The sequence below is a fragment of the Burkholderia sp. Bp8963 genome (assembly GCF_003854275.1).
In the GTDB taxonomy this organism is placed as follows: Bacteria; Pseudomonadota; Gammaproteobacteria; order Burkholderiales; family Burkholderiaceae; genus Burkholderia.
In genome coordinates this window covers 15,302-35,167 of record NZ_QTQP01000056.1, presented here as the reverse complement: position 1 = coordinate 35,167, position 19,866 = coordinate 15,302, and the positions used below count along the sequence as shown (strand labels likewise).

General features: G+C 65.1%; 19 protein-coding genes and 1 pseudogene. 15 read left to right on the top strand and 5 right to left on the bottom strand.

Going from position 1 to position 19,866, the window contains the following annotated elements:
* Window positions 1–31 precede the first annotated feature (31 nt).
* Window positions 32–1,594 carry a DHA2 family efflux MFS transporter permease subunit gene (locus tag DID96_RS31430; RefSeq protein WP_124603116.1) on the bottom strand — a complete coding sequence of 521 codons (1,563 nt, stop codon included), beginning with the start codon at window positions 1,592–1,594 and terminating at the stop codon, window positions 32–34.
* A gap of 415 nt (window positions 1,595–2,009) precedes the next feature.
* Here DID96_RS31430 and DID96_RS31425 point away from each other — a divergent pair, with 415 nt between their 5' ends.
* The 8 genes from DID96_RS31425 (at window position 2,010) to DID96_RS31390 (ending at window position 11,114) form a co-directional block, all read left to right on the top strand.
* Window positions 2,010–3,020 carry a DNA-binding protein gene (locus DID96_RS31425; RefSeq protein WP_124603115.1) on the top strand — a complete coding sequence of 337 codons (1,011 nt, stop codon included), beginning with the start codon at window positions 2,010–2,012 and terminating at the stop codon, window positions 3,018–3,020.
* 111 nt (window positions 3,021–3,131) lie between these two features.
* Window positions 3,132–3,752 (top strand): TetR/AcrR family transcriptional regulator, encoded by a 621-nt coding sequence (locus DID96_RS31420; RefSeq protein ID WP_124603114.1) that lies wholly within the window; start codon window positions 3,132–3,134, stop codon window positions 3,750–3,752.
* A 240-nt stretch (window positions 3,753–3,992) separates the two neighbouring features.
* Window positions 3,993–5,036, top strand: coding sequence for an NADP-dependent oxidoreductase (locus DID96_RS31415; protein WP_124603113.1), 1,044 nt, complete (start codon window positions 3,993–3,995; stop codon window positions 5,034–5,036).
* Between the two features lie 81 nt (window positions 5,037–5,117).
* Entirely contained in the window at window positions 5,118–5,420 is a 303-nt protein-coding gene (locus tag DID96_RS31410) for a putative quinol monooxygenase (protein ID WP_124603112.1), read from the top strand.
* An 89-nt stretch (window positions 5,421–5,509) separates the two neighbouring features.
* A complete protein-coding gene (locus DID96_RS31405) occupies window positions 5,510–5,965 on the top strand; it encodes a (2Fe-2S)-binding protein (protein ID WP_124603111.1) in 456 nt (151 codons plus the stop codon).
* A 1-nt stretch (window position 5,966) separates the two neighbouring features.
* Complete coding sequence (locus DID96_RS31400; RefSeq protein WP_124603110.1) at window positions 5,967–8,183, top strand: xanthine dehydrogenase family protein molybdopterin-binding subunit; 2,217 nt, start codon at window positions 5,967–5,969, stop codon at window positions 8,181–8,183.
* Window positions 8,184–8,197: 14 nt separating this feature from the next.
* Complete coding sequence (locus DID96_RS31395) at window positions 8,198–9,514, top strand: cytochrome c (protein ID WP_124603109.1); 1,317 nt, start codon at window positions 8,198–8,200, stop codon at window positions 9,512–9,514.
* A gap of 154 nt (window positions 9,515–9,668) precedes the next feature.
* Window positions 9,669–11,114: an NAD-dependent succinate-semialdehyde dehydrogenase gene (locus DID96_RS31390; protein ID WP_124603108.1), complete on the top strand. Its 1,446-nt coding sequence runs from the start codon at window positions 9,669–9,671 to the stop codon at window positions 11,112–11,114.
* A gap of 138 nt (window positions 11,115–11,252) precedes the next feature.
* Here DID96_RS31390 and DID96_RS39165 read toward each other — a convergent pair.
* A pseudogene (locus DID96_RS39165) lies at window positions 11,253–11,624 on the bottom strand (Tn3 family transposase); the annotation flags it as partial.
* A 203-nt stretch (window positions 11,625–11,827) separates the two neighbouring features.
* Between DID96_RS39165 and DID96_RS39160 the strand changes: the two are divergent.
* Complete coding sequence (locus DID96_RS39160; RefSeq protein ID WP_260464071.1) at window positions 11,828–12,085, top strand: hypothetical protein; 258 nt, start codon at window positions 11,828–11,830, stop codon at window positions 12,083–12,085.
* Window positions 12,086–12,242: 157 nt separating this feature from the next.
* Here the strand turns inward: DID96_RS39160 and DID96_RS31380 are convergent, their stop codons facing one another.
* Both DID96_RS31380 and DID96_RS31375 read right to left on the bottom strand, forming a co-directional pair.
* Complete coding sequence (locus DID96_RS31380) at window positions 12,243–12,533, bottom strand: DUF4148 domain-containing protein (protein WP_124603107.1); 291 nt, start codon at window positions 12,531–12,533, stop codon at window positions 12,243–12,245.
* A gap of 271 nt (window positions 12,534–12,804) precedes the next feature.
* On the bottom strand, window positions 12,805–13,713 hold the full coding sequence (locus DID96_RS31375; RefSeq protein ID WP_124603106.1) for a LysR family transcriptional regulator: 909 nt from the start codon (window positions 13,711–13,713) through the stop codon (window positions 12,805–12,807).
* Window positions 13,714–13,995: 282 nt separating this feature from the next.
* On the opposite strand from DID96_RS31375, the gene DID96_RS31370 reads away from it, so the two are divergent.
* The 6 genes from DID96_RS31370 (at window position 13,996) to DID96_RS31345 (ending at window position 18,591) form a co-directional block, all read left to right on the top strand.
* Complete coding sequence (locus DID96_RS31370; protein ID WP_124603105.1) at window positions 13,996–14,316, top strand: hypothetical protein; 321 nt, start codon at window positions 13,996–13,998, stop codon at window positions 14,314–14,316.
* A 268-nt stretch (window positions 14,317–14,584) separates the two neighbouring features.
* Window positions 14,585–15,499, top strand: coding sequence for a dioxygenase (locus tag DID96_RS31365; RefSeq protein WP_260464070.1), 915 nt, complete (start codon window positions 14,585–14,587; stop codon window positions 15,497–15,499).
* A 13-nt stretch (window positions 15,500–15,512) separates the two neighbouring features.
* On the top strand, window positions 15,513–16,262 hold the full coding sequence (locus DID96_RS31360) for an SDR family NAD(P)-dependent oxidoreductase (protein ID WP_124603103.1): 750 nt from the start codon (window positions 15,513–15,515) through the stop codon (window positions 16,260–16,262).
* Between the two features lie 19 nt (window positions 16,263–16,281).
* Window positions 16,282–17,163 carry a 3-keto-5-aminohexanoate cleavage protein gene (locus DID96_RS31355; protein ID WP_124603102.1) on the top strand — a complete coding sequence of 294 codons (882 nt, stop codon included), beginning with the start codon at window positions 16,282–16,284 and terminating at the stop codon, window positions 17,161–17,163.
* Window positions 17,164–17,266: 103 nt separating this feature from the next.
* Window positions 17,267–18,244, top strand: coding sequence for a zinc-binding alcohol dehydrogenase family protein (locus DID96_RS31350; protein ID WP_124603101.1), 978 nt, complete (start codon window positions 17,267–17,269; stop codon window positions 18,242–18,244).
* Window positions 18,241–18,591, top strand: coding sequence for a cupin domain-containing protein (locus tag DID96_RS31345; protein ID WP_124603100.1), 351 nt, complete (start codon window positions 18,241–18,243; stop codon window positions 18,589–18,591). Before DID96_RS31350 ends, DID96_RS31345 begins: the two co-directional genes overlap by 4 nt.
* A 44-nt stretch (window positions 18,592–18,635) precedes the next feature.
* Here DID96_RS31345 and DID96_RS31340 read toward each other — a convergent pair whose 3' ends face one another.
* Window positions 18,636–19,700, bottom strand: coding sequence for a LacI family DNA-binding transcriptional regulator (locus tag DID96_RS31340; protein WP_124603099.1), 1,065 nt, complete (start codon window positions 19,698–19,700; stop codon window positions 18,636–18,638).
* Window positions 19,701–19,866 lie beyond the last annotated feature (166 nt).

The window sequence follows — 19,866 nt, the reverse complement described above, 5'->3', positions numbered from 1 at the left end:
CTGCGTGCAAGTTGCGTGTCGGTTGCTGCCATCAATGACCGCCGGCGCCAGCCGCCGCTGCTGCCGCACGACTGTCCGGCTTTGTGATCCAGATCAGCGGGACGATAACGAGAAACAGGATGCACGAGAGCCAGAAGATGTCGTTCAGGCCGAGCATCGTGGCCTGCGCGTTCAGTGCCGCCTCGAACTGCGTGAGCGCCTGCGACGGGCTGCCGCCGAGTGTCTGCCGGAGGTGGTCGATGGCCAGCGCGAAGGCCGGATTGTCGATGCTCGACTGTTCGGCCAGTTGCGCATGATGCAGCACCGTCCTGCTGTTCCAGAGATTGCTGACGATCGACGTGCCTGCCGCGCCCGCGAACGTCCGTGCGAAGTTCGACAGGCCGGCGGCGGCCGGAATCTTGTCCGCCGGCAGGCCTGACAGGATGATGGCCGTCAGCGGCGTAAGAAACAGTGCGGTCGGAATGCCTTGCAGCAGCGTTGGCAGGATCAGCGTGCGGGGATCGATGCTCGTCGTGAATTGAGAGCGCATGAAGAACACCGCGGCGAACCCGGCGAATGCAAGCGTGGCCAGCACGCGCAAGTCCGATTTCGGCATGAGCTTGCCGACGACCGGCGCGAGCAGCACGGCAAACACGCCGAGCGGCGCGGTAACGAGCCCCGCGTTGAGGGGCGGGTAGCCGAGCGCCCCCTGGATCCATTGCGGAAGGATGACCAGGTTCGCGAAGAACACCGCGAAGCCGACGGAAATCGCGAGCGTGCCGCCGAAGAAATTGAGGCCGCGGAACAGGCGCAGGTCGATGATCGGTCGCTCGTCGGTCAGCTCCCAGATCACGAAGAACACGAAACTGACGAGCGCGACGATGGCCAGCACCCAGATCACCGGCGAATTGAACCAGTCGAGATCCTTGCCCTTGTCCAGCATGATCTGCAGCGACGCGACCCAGGCGATCAGCGACAGCAGGCCGACCTTGTCGATGGGCAGCTTGCGCGCTTCCGTCTCGCGGTCGCGGTAGAGCGCCCAGACGGTCGCCGCCGCGAAGAGCCCCACCGGCACGTTGATGTAGAAGATCCATGACCAGCTGTAGCTGTCGGTGATCCAGCCGCCCAGTGCAGGGCCGGCGATCGGCCCGACCGTGGCCGTCATCGCCCAGAGCGCGAGCGCATTCGAACTTTTCTCCTTCGGAAACGAAGCGAGCAGCAGCGCTTGCGACAACGGGACGAGCGGTCCCGCCACGAGGCCCTGCACGATGCGCGCGGCCAGCAGCAAGGTCAGGTTGGGCGCCAGGCCGCAGGCCCACGACGACATGACGAACAGCAGGATCGACGCGACGAACAGCTTCACCTGCCCGACGCGCTGGGTCAACCAGCCGGTCAGTGGAATCGAGATCGCGTTGGCCGCGGAGAACAGCGTAATGACCCAGGTGCCTTCGTCGATCGAGACGCCAAGGTTGCCGGAGATCGTCGGAATCGCGACGTTCGCGATCGACGAATCCAGCACGTTCATGAAAGTGGCGAGCGCTACCGCAAACGTGCCGAGCGCAAAACGGGCGCCGCTGAGCGGGGCAGGGGCGGGAGCGTGAGCTGAAGGGTTCATCGTGTTTCCTTTCGGATCGGGGGTGCGGGGCCGGGGTCCGATTGTTTTATCTGACATGTCAGATAAATGGTTAAAAAATGGATGCGACGAAAGTTTCGGAGGCAGGCGCTGCAAGGTTCTCGATGAGGGTTGTCCGGCCCTTCATCATGAGCGCCAGATGTTTGACTGAACCTTATCTGCAAAGTCAGCTAAATTCAAGTTTTTGTTGAATGTGGAAGGTAGATTTCAGTGATGCGCGAAGTATCGATTGGAGGCGGTCACAAAATTCTGCAACCGGACGGGCGGCGCGTTCGGCAACTGTCGCCAGAGCACAATTTCAACATTATAGAAATAATGTCAAATAACGGCGGCAGAAGGATTGGATATATGACGGTTTACGTTATATTATTTACTCAAATTCCTCCGAACCTCACCCATGTCCGACATCGCTGCCGACGAAACCCGCCTCGCCGTCGAGATCGAGCGCCTCAAGGCCGAATTCCCGAAAACCCGCGAGCTGTACCGCGAGGCCTGCGCGCTGCTGTTTTTCCGGTTCGGCATTACGCCGACCGCGAATCGCCTCTACCAGCTCGTCCGCAAAGGCAGCATGAGCACGCCGACCGCGGTGCTCGGCGAGTTCTGGGCCGAGCTCCGCGAAAAGAGCCGGGTGCGGATCGAGCATCCGGATCTGCCGTCCGATCTGCAGGCGGCCGCGGGCGAGCTGGTCGCGACGTTGTGGCGTCGATCGACGGCTGCGGCTGAAGCCGCGCTCGACGCGTTGCGCGCGGAGGTGGAGGCTGAAAGGGCGGCCGCGCGTGCCGAAGTTGCCGCGCTGCAGGCCGAGCTGGCGCGCACCGAGACAGCGCTTGAGCAGCGCACGGCCGCGCTGCTGACGGCGCAGGTGCGAATTCATGAACTCGAGCAGGCGCGTGCGGCCGATGGCGCGTCCCGCCAGGCGCTGGCGGCCGAGGTCGAGCGCCTGCAGGCCGACAACGCGGACGGCGATCGCGCGCTTGCACAGGCACGCGCGGATTTCTCGGCGCAGCTCGATCGGCTGCGCGACGACGCGAGTCGCGCCGAAGACCGGCTGCGCGCATCGGAAAAACGCGCGCTTCAGGAAATTGATCGCGAGCGCACCGCGGCTGCGCGGCTGCAGAAGGAGCTCGACGCGATGGCCGCCCGCACCGAACAGCGCGATACGCTGCATCGCGGCGAAGTCGCCGCGCTGCAGGCGCAACTCGGCGACGCGCTGCACCGGTGCGGGGTGCTCCAGGGGCAGCTCGACGGCGTGCAAGCGGCAAACGCGACGTATGCCGGCGAGCTCGAGGCGCTGCGCAACGCGCGTGCGGCAAGGGTGCCTGCCCGTCGTGCGCCGGCGCGGGCGGCGAGCGGAAGCGGCCGTGCGGCGAAGCCGGGCATCAAGCGGCGGCCGTCGCAGGGAGGATGACTTGTCGCGCGGCGCTTCTGTCCGCAGCCACGACTGGGGTAAAGTGCGACACAAAATGCCGGTTGCTTGCTACTAGACGACCGGTCTAATCGTTTGCTACCATACGCCACCATGAATGCATCTTCAGGCGCGGAAGTTCGCCATCACATCCTGAATATCGCGAAGCCGATCATGCTCCACAAGGGGTTCTCGGCGGTCGGTCTGAACGAGATTCTCGCTGCGGCGGGCATCCCGAAGGGCTCGTTTTATCATTACTTCGGCTCGAAGGAGGCGTTCGGGGAAGCGCTGCTCGAATCGTATTTCGACGGCTATCTCGAGCATCTCGACAATCTACTGGTCCGGCAGCCGGGAACGGGCGCCGCGCGCCTGATGAGCTACTGGGGCAACTGGCTGCACACGCAGTGCAACGACGATCCGGAAGGCAAGTGTCTCGCGGTGAAGCTCGGCGCCGAGGTGTCCGATCTGTCCGAGGCGATGCGCGCGGTCCTGCGGCGCGGCACCGGCCAGATTATCGACCGGCTCGCGGCCGGTATCGAAGCAGGGCTCGCCGACGGGTCGCTGCACGGGATCGACGATCCGCAGCACACGGCGTCGATGCTGTACGAGCTGTGGCTCGGCGCGACGCTGCTGGAGAAGATCCACCGCAACCGCCGGCCGCTCGAAACGGCGATGGCCGCGACGCTGCGGATGCTGAATCTGCCGCAGCCGGACGCGGCCGGAGAGCGGTCGTAACCAGGGCGCGCATCGGCGCGCCTTATTTTGCGCCTGTGACTAGACGACTGGTCTACTAATGAGGAATGTGCAGAAGGATCTGCAATAGCGGATCTGACGCGGTTCGATGTTCGACGGCTCGCGCGGTTCCGATGCCGCGCGCCGTTGTCATGACGGCGCGCATCGCGTCGACGGCCGCGTACCCGATTCACCCCTGAGCGTGCGCACGCACGTATCCATGTTGACGGAGAGGTTCACCACATGCCGCAAAGCAACACAGCAAACCGCAGGATCGTCCTGAATTCGCGCCCGGCGGGCGCACCGACGCCGGACAACTTCCGCACCGTGACCGGCGCGGTGCCGGTGCCCGCGCCGGGGCAGGTGCTGCTGCGCACGGTCTGGCTGTCGCTCGACCCGTACATGCGCGGCCGGATGAGCGATGCGCCGTCCTATGCGGCGCCGGTAGCGCTCGGCGAAGTGATGGTCGGCGGGACGATCAGCCAGGTCGTGTCGTCGAACCTGCCCGCGTACCGGGAAGGCGATCTGGTGGTCGCGGGTGGCGGCTGGCAGGACTATGCGCTGTCGGACGGCACCGGCCTGATTCCGCTCGGCCGCGATGTTGCGCATCCGTCGTATGCGCTTGGCGTGCTCGGCATGCCGGGCTTCACCGCGTACTTCGGGCTGTTGAAGATCGGCGAGCCGAAGGCCGGCGAGACCGTGGTCGTCGCGGCGGCGAGCGGCGCGGTCGGCGCGGTCGTCGGGCAGATCGCGAAGCTGAAGGGCTGCCGCGTGGTCGGCGTGGCCGGCGGCGCGGACAAGTGCGCATTCGTGACCGGCACGCTCGGCTTCGACGCATGCGTCGACCACCGCGATCCGGCGTTTGCGGGCAAACTGGCGGACGCGTGCCCGAACGGCATCGACGTCTATTTCGAAAGCGTCGGTGGCGCGGTGTTCGACGCGGTGTTGCCGCTGCTGAACGTCGGCGCGCGCGTGCCGGTGTGCGGGCTGATCGCGCATTACAACGACAGCGCGCTGCCGGCCGGCCCCAACCGCCTGCCGCTGCTGACGTCGGTGCTGCTCCGCAAGCGTGTCCGGATGCAGGGTTTCATCATCAGCGACCACTATGCGGACACCTATGCCGCGTTCGCGAAGGAGATGGGCGAATGGGTCGCGCAGGGCAAGGTGAAGGCGCGCGAAGATGTCGTCGACGATCTGGCCGATGCGCCGCAAGCGCTGATCGGGCTGCTCGCCGGCAAGAACTTCGGCAAGGTCGTCGTGCGCGTGGGTCCGGAGCAACTGGCCTGATGCAGTGAAGTCGTGTCGCACGTCGGCGTCGCACGGCGACGGCGTGTGGCATTCCCGTTTCTTTCTCGATGGAGTAACGACATGCCTTTTTACGTATTTGCGACTGTGATTCCGAAATCCGAGCACGTGCAGACCGTCGAAGCGGAGCTGCGCGGCATGGTTGCTGCGACGCGCGCCGAACCGGGCAACCAGCGCTACGACCTGTTTCACGAAAGCGACGGTTCGCCCGGTTTTCATGTGTTCGAGGCCTATGACGACCAGGCCGCGTTCGATGCGCATCTCGCGAGCCCGCACTTCGTCGCGTTTCGGGAGAAGGCCGCCGAATGGCTCGCGCAACCGCCGGTCATCAAGATCCTGACGGCTGTCGACGCGGTCGAGCCGTAACCGCGCCATACGCGTCGCACGACGCCTGACTTGATACGGCGCGCCGGGTGCGCGCCGCTTCCCACGATACCCCGGCCACGGAGGCTGAAATGATCACGCTCAACATCAACGGCGCGACCCACACGGTCGACGCCCCTGACGACATGCCGCTCCTGTGGGTGCTGCGCGATCTCGTCGGCCTGACCGGTACGAAATTCGGCTGCGGCATCGCGCAGTGCGGCGCGTGCACGGTGCACCTCGACGGCGTCGCGGCGCGTTCGTGCGTGCTGCCGGTCGCCGCGGTCGGCAACAGGAAGATCACGACGATCGAGGCCGTCGGCGCGACGCCGGCCGGACGCAAGGTGCAGCAGGCCTGGCGCGAACTCGACGTGGTCCAGTGCGGTTACTGCCAGTCGGGCCAGGTGATGGCAGCGAGCGCGCTGATCGCGTCGAACCCGCATCCGGGCGATGCCGACATCGATGCCGCGATGGCCGGCAACATCTGCCGCTGCGGCACGTACAACCGGGTGCGCGCGGCAATCAAGCAAGCTGCGAAGGAGGCTTGAGATGTCGCGCGGACTGATCGAAGCAGGCAAGACCGCCGCAAGCGTGTCGCGCCGCACGTTCCTCAAGTTCGGCATGTCGCTCGGCGCGGCCGCGGGCGGCGGCTTGCTGCTCGGCTTCAGCGTGCCGGCGGCAGGCGGCGACGCGCGGCGCTCGGTGATCGGCGGCAACGCGGACGAAGCGCCGCAGGCGGGCGTCTTCGCGCCGAATGCGTTCGTGCAGATCGACCGCAACGGGCAGGTCACGCTCGTGATGCCGAAGGTCGAGATGGGCCAGGGGACCTACACGTCGATTCCGATGCTGATCGCGGAGGAAATCGAAGTGCCGCTGTCGAGCGTGACGCTCGACCACGCGCCGCCCGACGAGAAACTGTTTCTTGACCCGCTGCTCGGCGGCCAGCTCACGGGCGGCTCGACGTCGATCCGCTATGCGTGGGAGCCGCTGCGCCGTGCCGGCGCGACGGCGCGCACGCTGCTCGTCACGGCGGCCGCGAAGCAGTGGGGCGTCGATCCGGCCGCATGCCGCGCACAAAACGGCGAGGTGCAGCATCCGCCGAGCGGGCGCCGTGCGTCGTACGGCCAGCTCGCGAGCGCCGCCGCGAAACTGCCGGTGCCGAAGGACGTCGCGCTGAAGAAGCCCGACGAATTCAAGCTGATCGGCAAGCCGGTCAAGCGTCTCGATTCGCCCGAGAAGGTCGACGGCACCGCGCAGTTCGGTCTCGACGTGCGGCTGCCGGGCATGCTGTACGCGGTGATCGTCAACAGCCCCGTGTTCGGCGGCACGGTCGCGAGCGTGGACGACACGGCCGCGAAGCAGATCCGCGGCGTGCGGCAGATCGTGCGGGCCGACAACGCGGTCGCGGTGGTCGGCGATCACACGTGGGCGGCCAAACGCGGCGCGTCGGCGCTCGTCGTGAAATGGAACGAAGGCGCGGACGCGAAGGTGTCGATGAAGGACATCGTTGCCGACCTCGCGCGCGCCGCGGACGGCAAGGGCGCGGTCGCGCGCAAGGACGGCGACGTCGACCATGCGTTCGCGAACGCGAAGACGCGCATCGACGCCGTGTACGAGCAGCCGTTCCTCGCGCACGCGACGATGGAGCCCGTCAACTGCACGGTGCACGTGCGGCCCGACGGCTGCGAGATCTGGGTCGGCACGCAGGTGCCGACGCGCGTGGTCGATACCGCGCAGCGGATCACGGGCTTCCCGCGCGAGAAGATCGTCGTCAACAACCATCTGCTCGGCGGCGGCTTCGGCCGGCGTCTTGAAACCGACATGGTCGCGCAGGCGCTCAAGGTCGCCAGGCAGGTGAACGCGCCGGTGAAGGTCGTGTGGACGCGCGAGGAAGACATCCAGCACGACATGTACCGGCCTTACTACTACGACCGCATTTCGGCCGGCCTCGACGCGAACGGCAAGCCGGTCGCGTGGCGGCACCGGATCGTCGGCTCGTCGATCCTCGCGCGTTTCGCGCCACCCGCGTTCAAGGGCGGCGTCGATCCGGACGCGGTCGAGGTGGCGGCCGAGTTGCCGTACGACCTGCCGAACCAGCTCGTCGACTACGTGCGGCAGGAGCCGCGCCACGTGCCGACCGCGTTCTGGCGCGGCGTCGGGCCGACGCGAAGCACGTTCGTCGTCGAGAGCTTCGTCGACGAGCTCGCCGCGCAGGCGAAAGCCGACCCCGTGCAATACCGCCGCGCGCTGCTCGGCAAGACGCCGCGCGCGCGCAACGTGCTCGACGTCGCGTCGAAGGCGGCGGGCTGGGGCACGCCGCTGCCGAAGGGGCACGGGCGCGGCGTGTCGGTGATGCATGCGTTCGGCAGCTTCTTCTCGATGGTCGTCGACGTCGCGATCGATGACGGCGACGTGCAGGTCACGCGTGTCGTGTGCGCGGTCGACTGCGGGATGGTCGTGAATCCGGACACGATCGACGCGCAGGTACAGGGCGGCATCATCTTCGGGATCACGGGCGCGCTGTACGGCGAGATCACGATCGAGAACGGCCGCGTGATGCAGGGCAATTTCACCGACTACCGGATGCTGCGGATCAACGAGACGCCGCCGATCGACGTGCACATCGTGAAGAGCGCCGAGGCACCGGGCGGGATCGGCGAACCCGGCACCGCGGCGCTTGCGGCCGCGCTGTCGAATGCGATCTTCGCCGCGACCGGCAAGCGCCTGCGCAAGCTGCCGGTCGGCAGCCAGTTGAAAACCGTTTGACCTCGAGGAGCCGGATGAATCGAATCACCACCCTGGCACGTGCGGTGCCGGCGATCGGCGCGGCAATCGTCGCGCTGGCGGCCGGCACGGCTGCCCAGGCCGCACGCGCCGCCGTGCCTGCCGCCATGCCCGATGAAGCGCTCGTCGCGCGCGGCGCGTATCTCGCGAAGGCCGGCGACTGCGTCGCGTGCCACACCGCGCCGCACGGCACGCCGTTCGCGGGCGGCCTGAAGATGGACACGCCGCTCGGTGCGATCTACGCGACCAACATCACGCCGGACCCGGACACGGGCATCGGCCGCTACACCGAGGCCGAGTTCGCGCGCGCATTGCGCGCGGGCGTCGCGAAGGACGGCCACAACCTGTATCCGGCGATGCCGTACCCGTCGTACGCGAAACTCAGGGACGACGACGTGAAGGCGCTCTATGCTTACTTCATGCACGGCGTCGAACCCGTGAAGCAGCCGAACCGCGCGTCGGACATTGCCTGGCCGCTCAACCTGCGCTGGCCGCTGAAGCTGTGGAACGCGGTGTTCCTCGACACGACGTCCTATGCGGACAAGCCCGCCCACGATGCGATGTGGAATCGCGGCGCGTATCTCGTGCAGGGCCTCGGGCACTGCGGGTCGTGCCACACGCCGCGCGGCGTCGGCTTCCAGGAGAAGGCGCTTGATGACAGCGGCGCGGCGTTCCTGTCCGGCGCGCCGATCGACAACTGGTTCGCGTCGAACCTGACCGGCGAGCACAACACGGGGCTCGGCCGCTGGAGCGACGCGGACGTCGCGCAGTTCCTGAAGACCGGCGCGAACCGGCATGCGACCGCTTTCGGCTCGATGGTGAGCGTGATCAACCACAGCACGCAGGCGCTCACCGATGACGATCTGGCGGCGGTCGCGCGTTACCTGAAATCGCTGCCGGCGGCGGGCGGCACGGGCGCACCGCCTTACCGCTACGACCCGCAGGCGACGCAGGCGGCGCTCGGCCGGCCCGCGAACGATCCGGGCGCGAAGGTGTATAACGCTTACTGCCTGCATTGCCACGGCGCGGACGGGCGCGGTTACGCGCCGCTGCTCGCGCCGCTCGCGGGCAATCCGAACCTGCTGCAACAGGACGCGGCATCGCTGATCAACGTGACGCTCAACGGCAGCGACACGCTGGTGATCGATGGCGTGCCGTCCGCGTATCCGATGCCGGCGTTCTCGAACGTGCTGAACGACCGGCAGATCGCCGACGTGCTGACGTTCATGCGCGCCGGCTGGAACAACGGCGCGCCGGCCGTGCAGGCGGCGGACGTCGCAAAGCTCCGCCACGCGACGCAGGCGGCGCGTTGAGCACGCGCGCTGCCGCACGTGGATGACGAAACGCGGGTATGCTGCCCGCACATGAAGCCGCCGGGCGCGCCGCGCGCCGGCGGTGGTTCCGGTAACCCGCGCGCACTCGTTCGCGAGACCGCGCGCGTTTTTGACGCAAAGTAGGGGTGTCTGGATGGCTAACGTGACTTATACGGATACACAACTCCTGATCAACGGCGAATGGACCGATGCCGCGAGCGGCAAGACGATCGACGTCGTGAACCCGGCGACCGGCCAGGTGATCGGCAAGGTCGCCCATGCGGGGATTGCCGATCTCGACCGCGCGCTCGCCGCCGCCCAGCGCGGCTTCGAGGAATGGCGCCGGGTGCCCGCGCACGAGCGTGCGGCGACGATGCGCAAGGCGGCAGCGCTCGTGCGCGAACGTGCCGACACGATCGCGCAGCTGATGACGCAGGAGCAGGGCAAGCCGCTCGTCGAAGCGCGCGCCGAAGTGCTGGCGGCCGCGGACATCATCGAATGGTTCGCCGACGAAGGGCGGCGCGTGTACGGCCGGATCGTGCCGCCGCGCAACCTCGGCGCGCAGCAGACGGTCGTGAAGGAGCCGGTCGGGGCGGTCGCCGCGTTCACGCCGTGGAACTTCCCGGTCAACCAGGTCGTGCGCAAGCTGAGCGCGGCGCTCGCGACGGGCTGCTCGTTCCTCGTGAAGGCGCCGGAGGAAACGCCGGCGTCGCCGGCCGCGCTGCTGCGCGCGTTCGCCGATGCGGGCGTGCCGGCCGGCGTGATCGGCCTCGTGTACGGCGATCCGGCCGAGATCTCGTCGTATCTGATCCCGCATCCGGTGATCCGCAAGGTGACGTTCACGGGCTCGACGCCGGTCGGCAAGCAGCTCGCGGCACTCGCTGGCCAGCACATGAAGCGCGCGACGATGGAGCTCGGCGGGCATGCGCCGGTGATCGTCGCCGAGGATGCGGACGTCGCGCTCGCGGTGAAGGCCGCCGGCGGCGCGAAGTTCCGCAACGCGGGCCAGGTGTGCATCTCGCCGACGCGCTTCCTCGTGCACAACAGCATCCGCGAAGAATTCACGCGCGCGCTGGTCAAGCATGCGGAAGGGCTGAAGGTCGGCAACGGCCTCGACGAAGGCACGACGCTCGGCGCGCTTGCGAACACGCGCCGGATCGCCGCGATGACGTCGGTCGTCGAGAACGCGCGCGCGGCCGGGGCGAGCGTCGAGACGGGCGGCGCGCGGATCGGTACGGAAGGCAACTTCTTCGCGCCGACCGTGCTCGCGAACGTGCCGCTCGACGCGGACGTGTTCAACAACGAACCGTTCGGTCCGGTCGCGGCGATCCGCGGCTTCGACAGGCTCGAGGACGCGATCGCCGAAGCGAACCGCTTGCCGTACGGTCTCGCCGGCTATGCGTTCACGCGCGCGTTCGCGAACGTGCACCTGCTCACGCAGCGTCTCGAAGTCGGGATGCTGTGGATCAACCAGCCCGCGACGCCGTGGCCCGAAATGCCGTTCGGCGGCGTGAAGGATTCGGGTTATGGCTCGGAAGGCGGACCCGAAGCGCTCGAGCCGTACCTCGTCACGAAGTCGGTGACGGTGATGGCTGTCTGATGGTCGTCTGACGGTCGGTTTGCAGCACGCATGCCGCCGCGCGCACCTACCGGCGCGGCGGCGGATTCCTGCATGTCGAAGGTGTCGATATTTCCAGAGGTCCGGCCGGGATTCGCTAAAATTCCGCCACATCTTGGCCTAAGCTGCTGATTTGAATGAAAAATCGATGGTCGGATCGAGTGGTGGAACGGGGCGTTGCAGATCCAGCAGATAGTCCCCGAGCCGGTTGATATGCTCCCGCCGGTACGGTGACAGCACCTTGAGTACCTCGGCGTCGACCTGATGCCCCTTCTGCTGCAGCTCTTTCAGTTTGCGCGACATCCACTGCACGTTGTACAGGATCACTATGTTCGCGACGAGGTGGTTGTACTTGATCACCTTGCGCTGCTCGTGCCGGACGTTTTCCGCGATGACACCTTCGCCGCCGAACATCAGCCATTGCGCGAAGTCGTTGAACTGTTCGCTCTTGTTGGTCGCCGCATGAATCGTGCGACGCAGCTCCGGGTCGTTCCAGTTTATGCAGATCGAGCCACTGCTCGGTTTCGGTGAGGAGATCCAGGATGCTGACCTGCGGCATCGACGCCCAGATGGCCTGATCGATCAGCGTCCGGTTCGCTGGCTCGGGCTCCTTGCCCGGCTTGTGAATGACGAGTTCCTGATCGTCGAAACGGTCGCTGCCCTCCACGTAGAGGTCGCCGGAATTGAGTTCCCGCATGATCTGGCTGAAGACGCCCAGCTCGAAGAACCGGCGGTGCAGCATCCGGCTGTCCCGGCCGTGCGGGGAACACCGCACGCTCCCATTTTTCTGGGAGCCAGTCCAGTGGCAGGTTCGCGAGGTCGTTCTCCGTCAACAGCAGATATTCGCGGTGCGCGTTCCGGAAGCCTTGCAACCAGGCGAGCGCGACCAGTACCGCGCGGTCCTGCGAGCTCGATCGCAACGGCAGCACGTCGAGACAATGGAGCAGCAGTGAGCGCTGGTTGCGATAAGGCACGTTAGCGATATAGCAAGGCACCGGATGTACGTTCCAGACGGATGACCGTTCACGAGCGAAGCGAAAGGCTCTTGCCGCCACTACTCGATCGTTTGCGGCTGCCGCCGCGGGGAGAGCCCGTAGGCCGAACGTCTAACTATTGCATGTTGGGCGACGTGGTGCCGCCTGACTGCGACGACCCATTGATTGCCCGCCCATCGCCCGTGTTCCGGCCGTTTAAGGCCGCAACGCGCGCCTGGGCAGCCTGCAGGTTTTCCGGGTACTGCGTCCTTCTGGCCATGGACGGCTTATAACCGGCCTTTTCGATCTGAATTAGCTCCTTGCGGACCTCCGAACGGGTCGTCGCCGGCTGCTCCGACTGGGCGAACGACACGGCGGGAACTGCGATCATCACGCCGATTGCAAAAGCCTTAAGAAAGGATTCCATAATGATTTACCTCCGACACAGGTACGTGCGGCGCTCCCAACCTTATTGTTCGCTACCGATAATAACAGTGTAGCCGAGGCCGCATTTCTGTGCAGGTAAAACATTATTGCTTAAAAGCGTAATTTTGTTTATCCGAACGTTATTTCGAAAAAATCGATTTTTTAATTCGAAAAGTTCGACACACCGAAGAAGGAGAATTACGTGGCATCGTCTGCCCGCGCTCGCCGTCGGCAGGCAACATGCCGGACAATCTGCAACGACCCGCCCGGCTTTACTGCAGCGCAATAAATTGCTCGAGCAGATCCGGGTGATTGAACTTGTCGCGCCACCATTGCAGCGCGCGTCCGGTTTCGTCGTCGCGCCATGCAAGGTAGCACTGCGCGGTTTCGCGCATCCCAGTGACGCGGCGCGTGACGAGCCTGCCTTCGTCGATCGCGCGGGCGGCAATGCTTACTGGTAGTGTGCCGACGGCGAGTCCTTCGCACTGTGCCGCGAGCTTTGTCGCAAGGGTTGGTACCGCGAGGTAGGGTTGAGACGGATGGAACGCCGCCGAGCGCAGAAGCGATTCACGTGAAGGACCGCCGACCACGGCGCAACGATATTGAGTAACGGCCTGTAGCGTAATCGGTTCCGGAATTTTCGCGAGGGGGTGATGCGGCGCGACCGCAAACACGTAACGCAGCGTGCCGATCGGGCGCGCGACGATGTCCGTCAGCGCTGGCGGTTCTCCCGTCGCTCCGATGACGAGATCCGCACGCCGCGAGATCAGCGCATCCCAAGTTCCGCCGAGCACTTCGGTCGACAAGCGCAAACGCGTGTCCATCTCGAGCGCGTCGAATTCACGCACATAGGGCCAGAATCTCGCAAACGGAAGAACTTCGTCGACGCAAACGTGCACCTCGGTCTCCCAGCCATCCTGGATTCGCTGTGCCTTCATTTCAAGTTGCTCGGCCGCAGCGAGCAGCCGGCGGCCTTCCTCGACGACGACGCGCCCCGCGCGCGTCAGCTTCGCACGGCGGCCGCTGCGATCGAACAATGTGACCCCCAGGTCGCTCTCGATCTTCTGCACAAGATAACTGAGTGTCGACGGCACGCGGTGCAGCATGGTGGCCGCATCGGCGAACGTGCTGGTCCGGTCGATCGCATCCAGCGCTTCGAGGGCTTCGAATGACAGCTTCATTTCTGCTTTCCTCAGTGCAATAACAGACGCATGCCCGACATGCTTTCGTTGCTAGTGACATTCCACGCGCAGTTCAGGTCAATCGGCCTGCCATCCGTTCAATCGACTGTCGCTTATTCGTTTTCGTCATCAAAAAATAATTTTGATATCCTAATAAATATCATCTTGCCGTGTGGTAATTTGTAGAAGCGTGGCCCCGGATGAAAGCGGGTGATGCTGGTCGCGACAGCGCGGGCGCGCAAAACCATCACATTCGATCATCGAAGAAAAAGGAGAATCAACATGACTAAGTCCAGCCTGGCACCACTCGCACTCGCGGTACTGACGGGAGTCGTGCTGCTGGGTGCACCGGTCGCGCACGCACAGGATTCGGACGCTGCGCCGGCCGCCGCCAGCGTCCCGATGTCGAAGCAGGCGTTGAAGGCGCAACGCAAAGCGCAGCGCAAGGAGGCTCGTCTGAAACGGAACCAGGAACTCCGTACGCTTGAGAAGAACGGCTACCGCATGAACAAGGACGAACACTATCCTCAGAGCCTCCAAAAGGCAGAACACAAAGCCGCGGAACAGAAAGCGGCCGCTGGCGCGTCGGCGGCCGGGCAGTGACGACCCGGCGCCGTGACCTGCTCCGCCGCGGGGTGGGTCAGGTCGCGGCGTCCCATGCACGTTCTGGCGCGCACCTCGCGCGCCCGAATCACGCAACCGCGGGGAAATGAGCACGTCCCTGGGTCGGTTTTATGCAAACGGTTGCGTGTCGAAGGATACCAACATTCATCGGCGACACCAATAAAGATAGGGTTAACGCTCTACCCATTGGACTGAATCGACGAGTACCATTGCATCAAGTTATGCAAACGGTTGCATGGAGAGTATCATGGCAGAACATGCGGTTTTGAGTGCGATTACCGACGATCCCGCGTCCGTTACCACAATCGTCAAGGCGGCGATGGCGGGAACCCAGGACGCTCGACTGAAGGAGATCGTCAATGCATTGATCGATCACGGGCACGCGTTCCTGAAACAAGTGAAGCTGACGGACGAGGAGTTCGAGCGCGGTCTCGCGTTTATCCGTGCCGCAGGGCACGCATGCAACGAGCGGCACAACGAGGTCGTGCTTCTGTCCGACGTCCTCGGCTTTTCGACGCTCGTCGCATTGCTGAACAATTCCGACTCCACTGAACGTACGCCGGGCGCGTTGCTTGGTCCGTTCTACCGCGGTGGTTCGCCGGTTTACGAAAACGGCCAATCGATCGCAAGCCCGGGGTCGCCCGGCTCGCCTCTCTTCATGCGCGGCCGTGTACTCGACGTGTCGGGCCGGCCGATCGGGAACGCGGCAGTCGATGTCTGGCAAGCGTCGCCTGTCGGTCTCTACGAGAACCAGGACCAGAACCAGCCCGACCGTAATCTGCGCGGCCGCTTTCATACCGATGCGCAAGGGCGGTTCGAGTTTCGTACCGTGCGTCCCGCCGGTTATCCAGTACCCACGGATGGCCCCGTCGGCATGCTGCTCGAGGCGCAGAATCGCCATCCGTATCGCCCCGCACACATCCACTTCGTGATCGTCGCCGAAGGTCACGCGACGTTGGTATCGCAGGTGTTCGCCGACGATTCGGAGCATCTCGATTCGGACGTCGTGTTCGGCGTGAATCGTCGTCTCGTTGGTAATTTCGAACGCCATGATCCACGAACGGGACCGCACGCGGAAACCGGCGAGGTGTACTACACGCTCGATTTCGAATTTGTCATGGCCGACGGTACGCCGACGTACCCGACGCCGCCCATCGACTGAACAGGAGGGGGCAATGTCACGCAATCTGAACGATAAAGTCGCTGTCATTCTCGGCGGCACCGGCGGGATAGGCGTTGCGACAGCAACGGGTTTTGCCGAAGCGGGCGCGCGCGTTGTCGTTGTCGGACGTAGCGACCTGGAAGCAACGCGACACATCGCCGACGCGCTGCCCGGCGTCGGGCACTCGGCCGCGGTCGCGACGATCACCGAGAGCGCGACGCTCGCCGCGCTCGCTGACGACGTACGCGTGCGTTACGGGCGAGCGGACATCCTGGTGAATGCCGCGGGCTTCACGAAGCCGGTTCGCCACTCGGATCTCGACGCGCTGACGGACGACCTGATCGACGAGATCATGAAAGTCAACTGGCGCGGCCAGTTCGCCGCGATCCGGGCATTTCGTGCGCTGCTCGACGAGTCGGGCGACGGACTCGTCGTCAACGTGTCGTCCATCGCGGGCACGACCGGCAATGGCAGCAACGTGGCCTACTGTGCCGCAAAGGCAGGAATCGACGTGATGGCACTGTCGCTCGGCCGCGCGCTTGCGCCGCGCGTTCGCGTCGTGAACGTGTCACCGGGCGTCGTCGATACGCAGTTCGTGCCCGGGCGCGGTGACGATTTCAACGAGAAGGTCGCCGCGACGACTCCGCTCCGCCGGATTGGCGAGCCGGACGATGTGGCTGCTGCCATCGTCGCCTGCGCTACAACGCTGACGTTCAGTACCGGCGCAACGATCGTCGTCGATGGCGGCCGCCGGCTGAACTGATTGTCTGGAGACCTTTTCAATGCATGCTCGCAAGACCATCATTACGTGCGCTGTCACCGGCAACATCACGCGCCCGGATCAGCATCCGGGCCTGCCGGTCACGCCTGAACAGATCGCGGACGCTTCGCTCGAAGCCGCGCAGGCTGGCGCCGCCGTTGTGCACATCCACGTCCGGGATCCGGCCACGGGCCGACCCTCGATGGACCTGGATCTCTATCGCGACGTAATCGAGCGGATTCGCGCGGTCGATCGCGAACTGATCATCAATCTGACGACCGGTCCCGGCGGACGCTTTATTCCGAGTGACGACGACCCCAAGGTCGCTGCGCCGGGTACCACGCTCCTGCCGCCCGAAAAGCGCGTGGAACACATTCTCGCGCTCAAGCCCGACATCTGCAGCCTCGACCTGAACACGATGAATTCGGGGGCCGAGGTCGTCATCAATACCCCGAAAAACGTCACGCGAATGGCCGAGGTGATACGCCGGGCCGGCGTCAAGCCCGAGCTCGAGATCTTCGACTCCGGAGATATCCATCTGGCGCGAGACCTCATTGCAAGCGGCGTGCTCGACGGCCCCGGACTCTGGACGTTCGTCAGCGGCGTCAAGTATGGCTTCGGCGCGTCGCCGGAAACGCTGCTCTATGCGCGCGACCTGTTGCCGCCGGGGGCGATATGGTCCGCTTTCGGGATCGGGCGTTTCGAGTTCCCGATCGTCGCGCAAGCGTGGCTCGCAGGCGGACACGTGCGTGTCGGCCTCGAGGACAACATTTATATCGAGAAAGGCGTGCTCGCCGAGAGCAACGCGGCGCTCGTCACGCGGGCACGCGAAATCGTCACGCTGCTTGGTGGCGAGATCGCGACGAGTCGCGACGCGCGCGAGTGCTTCGGCCTCGCATCCTGAGCACAACCCGACGAACGAATCAAGGCCGCGCATGGATGCGCAAGCGACCGGCGGTCGTCGCGTCATGCGTCCAATTCCGCCTTTTCCAGGAAAAAAATCGAGAATGAAATGCATTCGCGTCCAGCAAAAGAGCGCTGATATCGACACACTCGCACTGAGCGTCGATACGCAGCCCGTCCCGAAGATCGATACGACCGACTGCCTGGTCGAGATCGAGAGCGCGGGTGTCAACCCGAGCGATGTTAAGGCCGTGCTCGGCTTCATGCCGCACGCGGTGTGGCCGCGCACACCGGGTCGAGATTACGCGGGGCGCGTGATCGACGGTCCACCGCACCTGATTGGCAAGGAAGTCTGGGGTAGCAGCGGCGAGCTCGGGATTCGTCGCGACGGGACCCACGCCAGCCATCTCGTCGTGCCGGCACTCAGCGTGCGCGAGAAACCGGCAAACCTGACGATGGACGAGGCAGGATCGATCGGCGTGCCGTTCGTCACCGCTTTCGAGGGCTTGCACCGCGCCGGCGGCGTGCGGCGCGGCGACGTCGTGCTCGTGCTGGGTGCCAACGGCAAAGTCGGGCAAGCCGCCGTCCAGCTCGCGACGATGGCGGGGGCGGAGGTGATCGGTGTCGTGCGCGACGATGCGTCATACATCGGGCACGCCACGGGCGATGTGACGATGATCAACGCCTCGGCTGAGCCATTCGACGAGCTCGTGCTCGAGATGACAGCCGGGCGCGGCGCAAGCATCGTCTACAACACGGTCGGAAGCCCGTACTTCGAGCGCGCGAATCGTGCGATGGCCGTGCGCGGCACGCAAATCCTCATTTCGACAGTCGAGCGCGCGGTGCCGTTCGACATCTTCGCGTTCTACCGCGGGCAGCACACCTACGTCGGGATCGACACGCTCGCACTCGACTCGCCGCACTGCGCCGACATCCTCGAAGCGTTGTTGTCGTCGTTCGAGCAGGGTACGCTGAAGCCGTTTCCGGTGGATGCCGATTACGTGTTCGATCTCGCGGACGCCGCGCACGCGTATCAAACGGTATTCCGCGGCACCTCGAACCGTGTGCTGCTCAAGCCATGAACGTCACGCGCTTTCGAGATGCGCCCGAGTATTTCCCGCCCAATCACTTCGGGATGCAATGCGTGCGCCTGCAAGGACGCGAGGCAGGCCCGGCCGAATCGCTTTGGCTTGGCGTGTCGACGATTGAGCCTGGTGGGTACACGACCATGGAGGGATCGGGAGTCGAAAAGCATTACGTCGTACTGGAGGGCCATGTATGCGTGGACGCAGACGGCGTCGAAGTCGAATTGCACGCGTTCGATTCGTGTCGCCTGGCGCCGCACGAGAGGCGTTCGCTGCACAATCGCTCTGACCGTCCCGCCAGGATCCTGCTCGCGATGCCGTTCGCACGCCCGCCGTGCGGGTGAATCCACCATGACCGTTGCGGCGGCCGGTGGAGCGGGGCGATGTTTCAGTTCGAACGCATCCGGCTGCTGGCTGTCCGAGGCGCGCCAGTCGATCCGCGTACCACGAGTTCAGGCGCCAGCGTAATGCGCAGTGGCGCCTTGCCCGGCGTCGTGATCATGCCGAGCAACAGGCGCGCGGCCTGCCGGCCCATCTCGCGATGCTGGATCCGTAGCGTCGTGAGCGACGGACTCAGCATGTCGAGCAGCGGCATATCGTTGTGCCCGATCAGCGAGATGTCCTTCGGGCACACGATCCGCCGCTCCGCAAATACGTCATAGCAGCCGAGCGCGATCAGGTCGTTCGCCGCGATGATCGCGGTCACGCCACGATGCGTGTCGAGCAATTTTGCGCATGCGGCGCGCCCGGCCTCCCTCGTGAATTCGGACGCTTCCACGACGACGTTTGTCGCAAGATTGTGCTGCTGGGCGGCGATCTGGAATCCCTGCAGCCGCGACAGGCCGGTCGCGAGCCGTTCAGGTCCGGACAGATGCGCAATACGCGTATGCCCGAGCCCGACCAGGTGCTCGACCGCGAGCCGCATCGAGAGGAAGTCATCGTTGACGACTTCGGGTACGTGGCCGCCGTCCTCGCCGCGATTGACGAGCACGACCGGCACGCCGTCGAGGATGCAGCGCCGCACGAGCGGGTCGTGCCGCGCGGCGGTCGCGAGAACCAGGCCGTCCACCTGACGCTCGAGCATCTGCTCGAGCATCCGTTCCTGATTCTTGGGCTTGCCGACGATGTTCGCGATCAGCACGCCGTAGCCTTCGGCCGCGAGCTCCTCCTCGATCCCGCAGACCATCGGCGGGAACACCGGGTTCGAGATGTCGGGCAGGCACACGCCGATCACCTTCGATTGCCCGCCGCGCAGCGCGGAGGCAAGCCGGTTCTGCCGATAGCCGAGCGACTTGGCCACCGCGAGCACGCGGCGCACGACCTCATCGCCGATCAGGTGGCGGGTGGCCGGGTTGAGCACGCGCGACACCGTCGACGCGTTGACGGACGCCGCCGCGGCGACTTCGCGAATCGTGACGCGGCCGGTGCCGCGCGTTTCGGGAGATGGGCTCATGGAACCTGCTGGTGAAGTGGGATCCGATTGTATCGATGCAATGGGTTGCGGGCAATGTTACGGATGAAACCCTAATGTTTTCAGCGCTAAACCTCATTGACAGAGCGATTCCCTTGAGTAGGATGTGCATACGTTTGCATAAAGAAAATTGCGAATTCGATAAGGC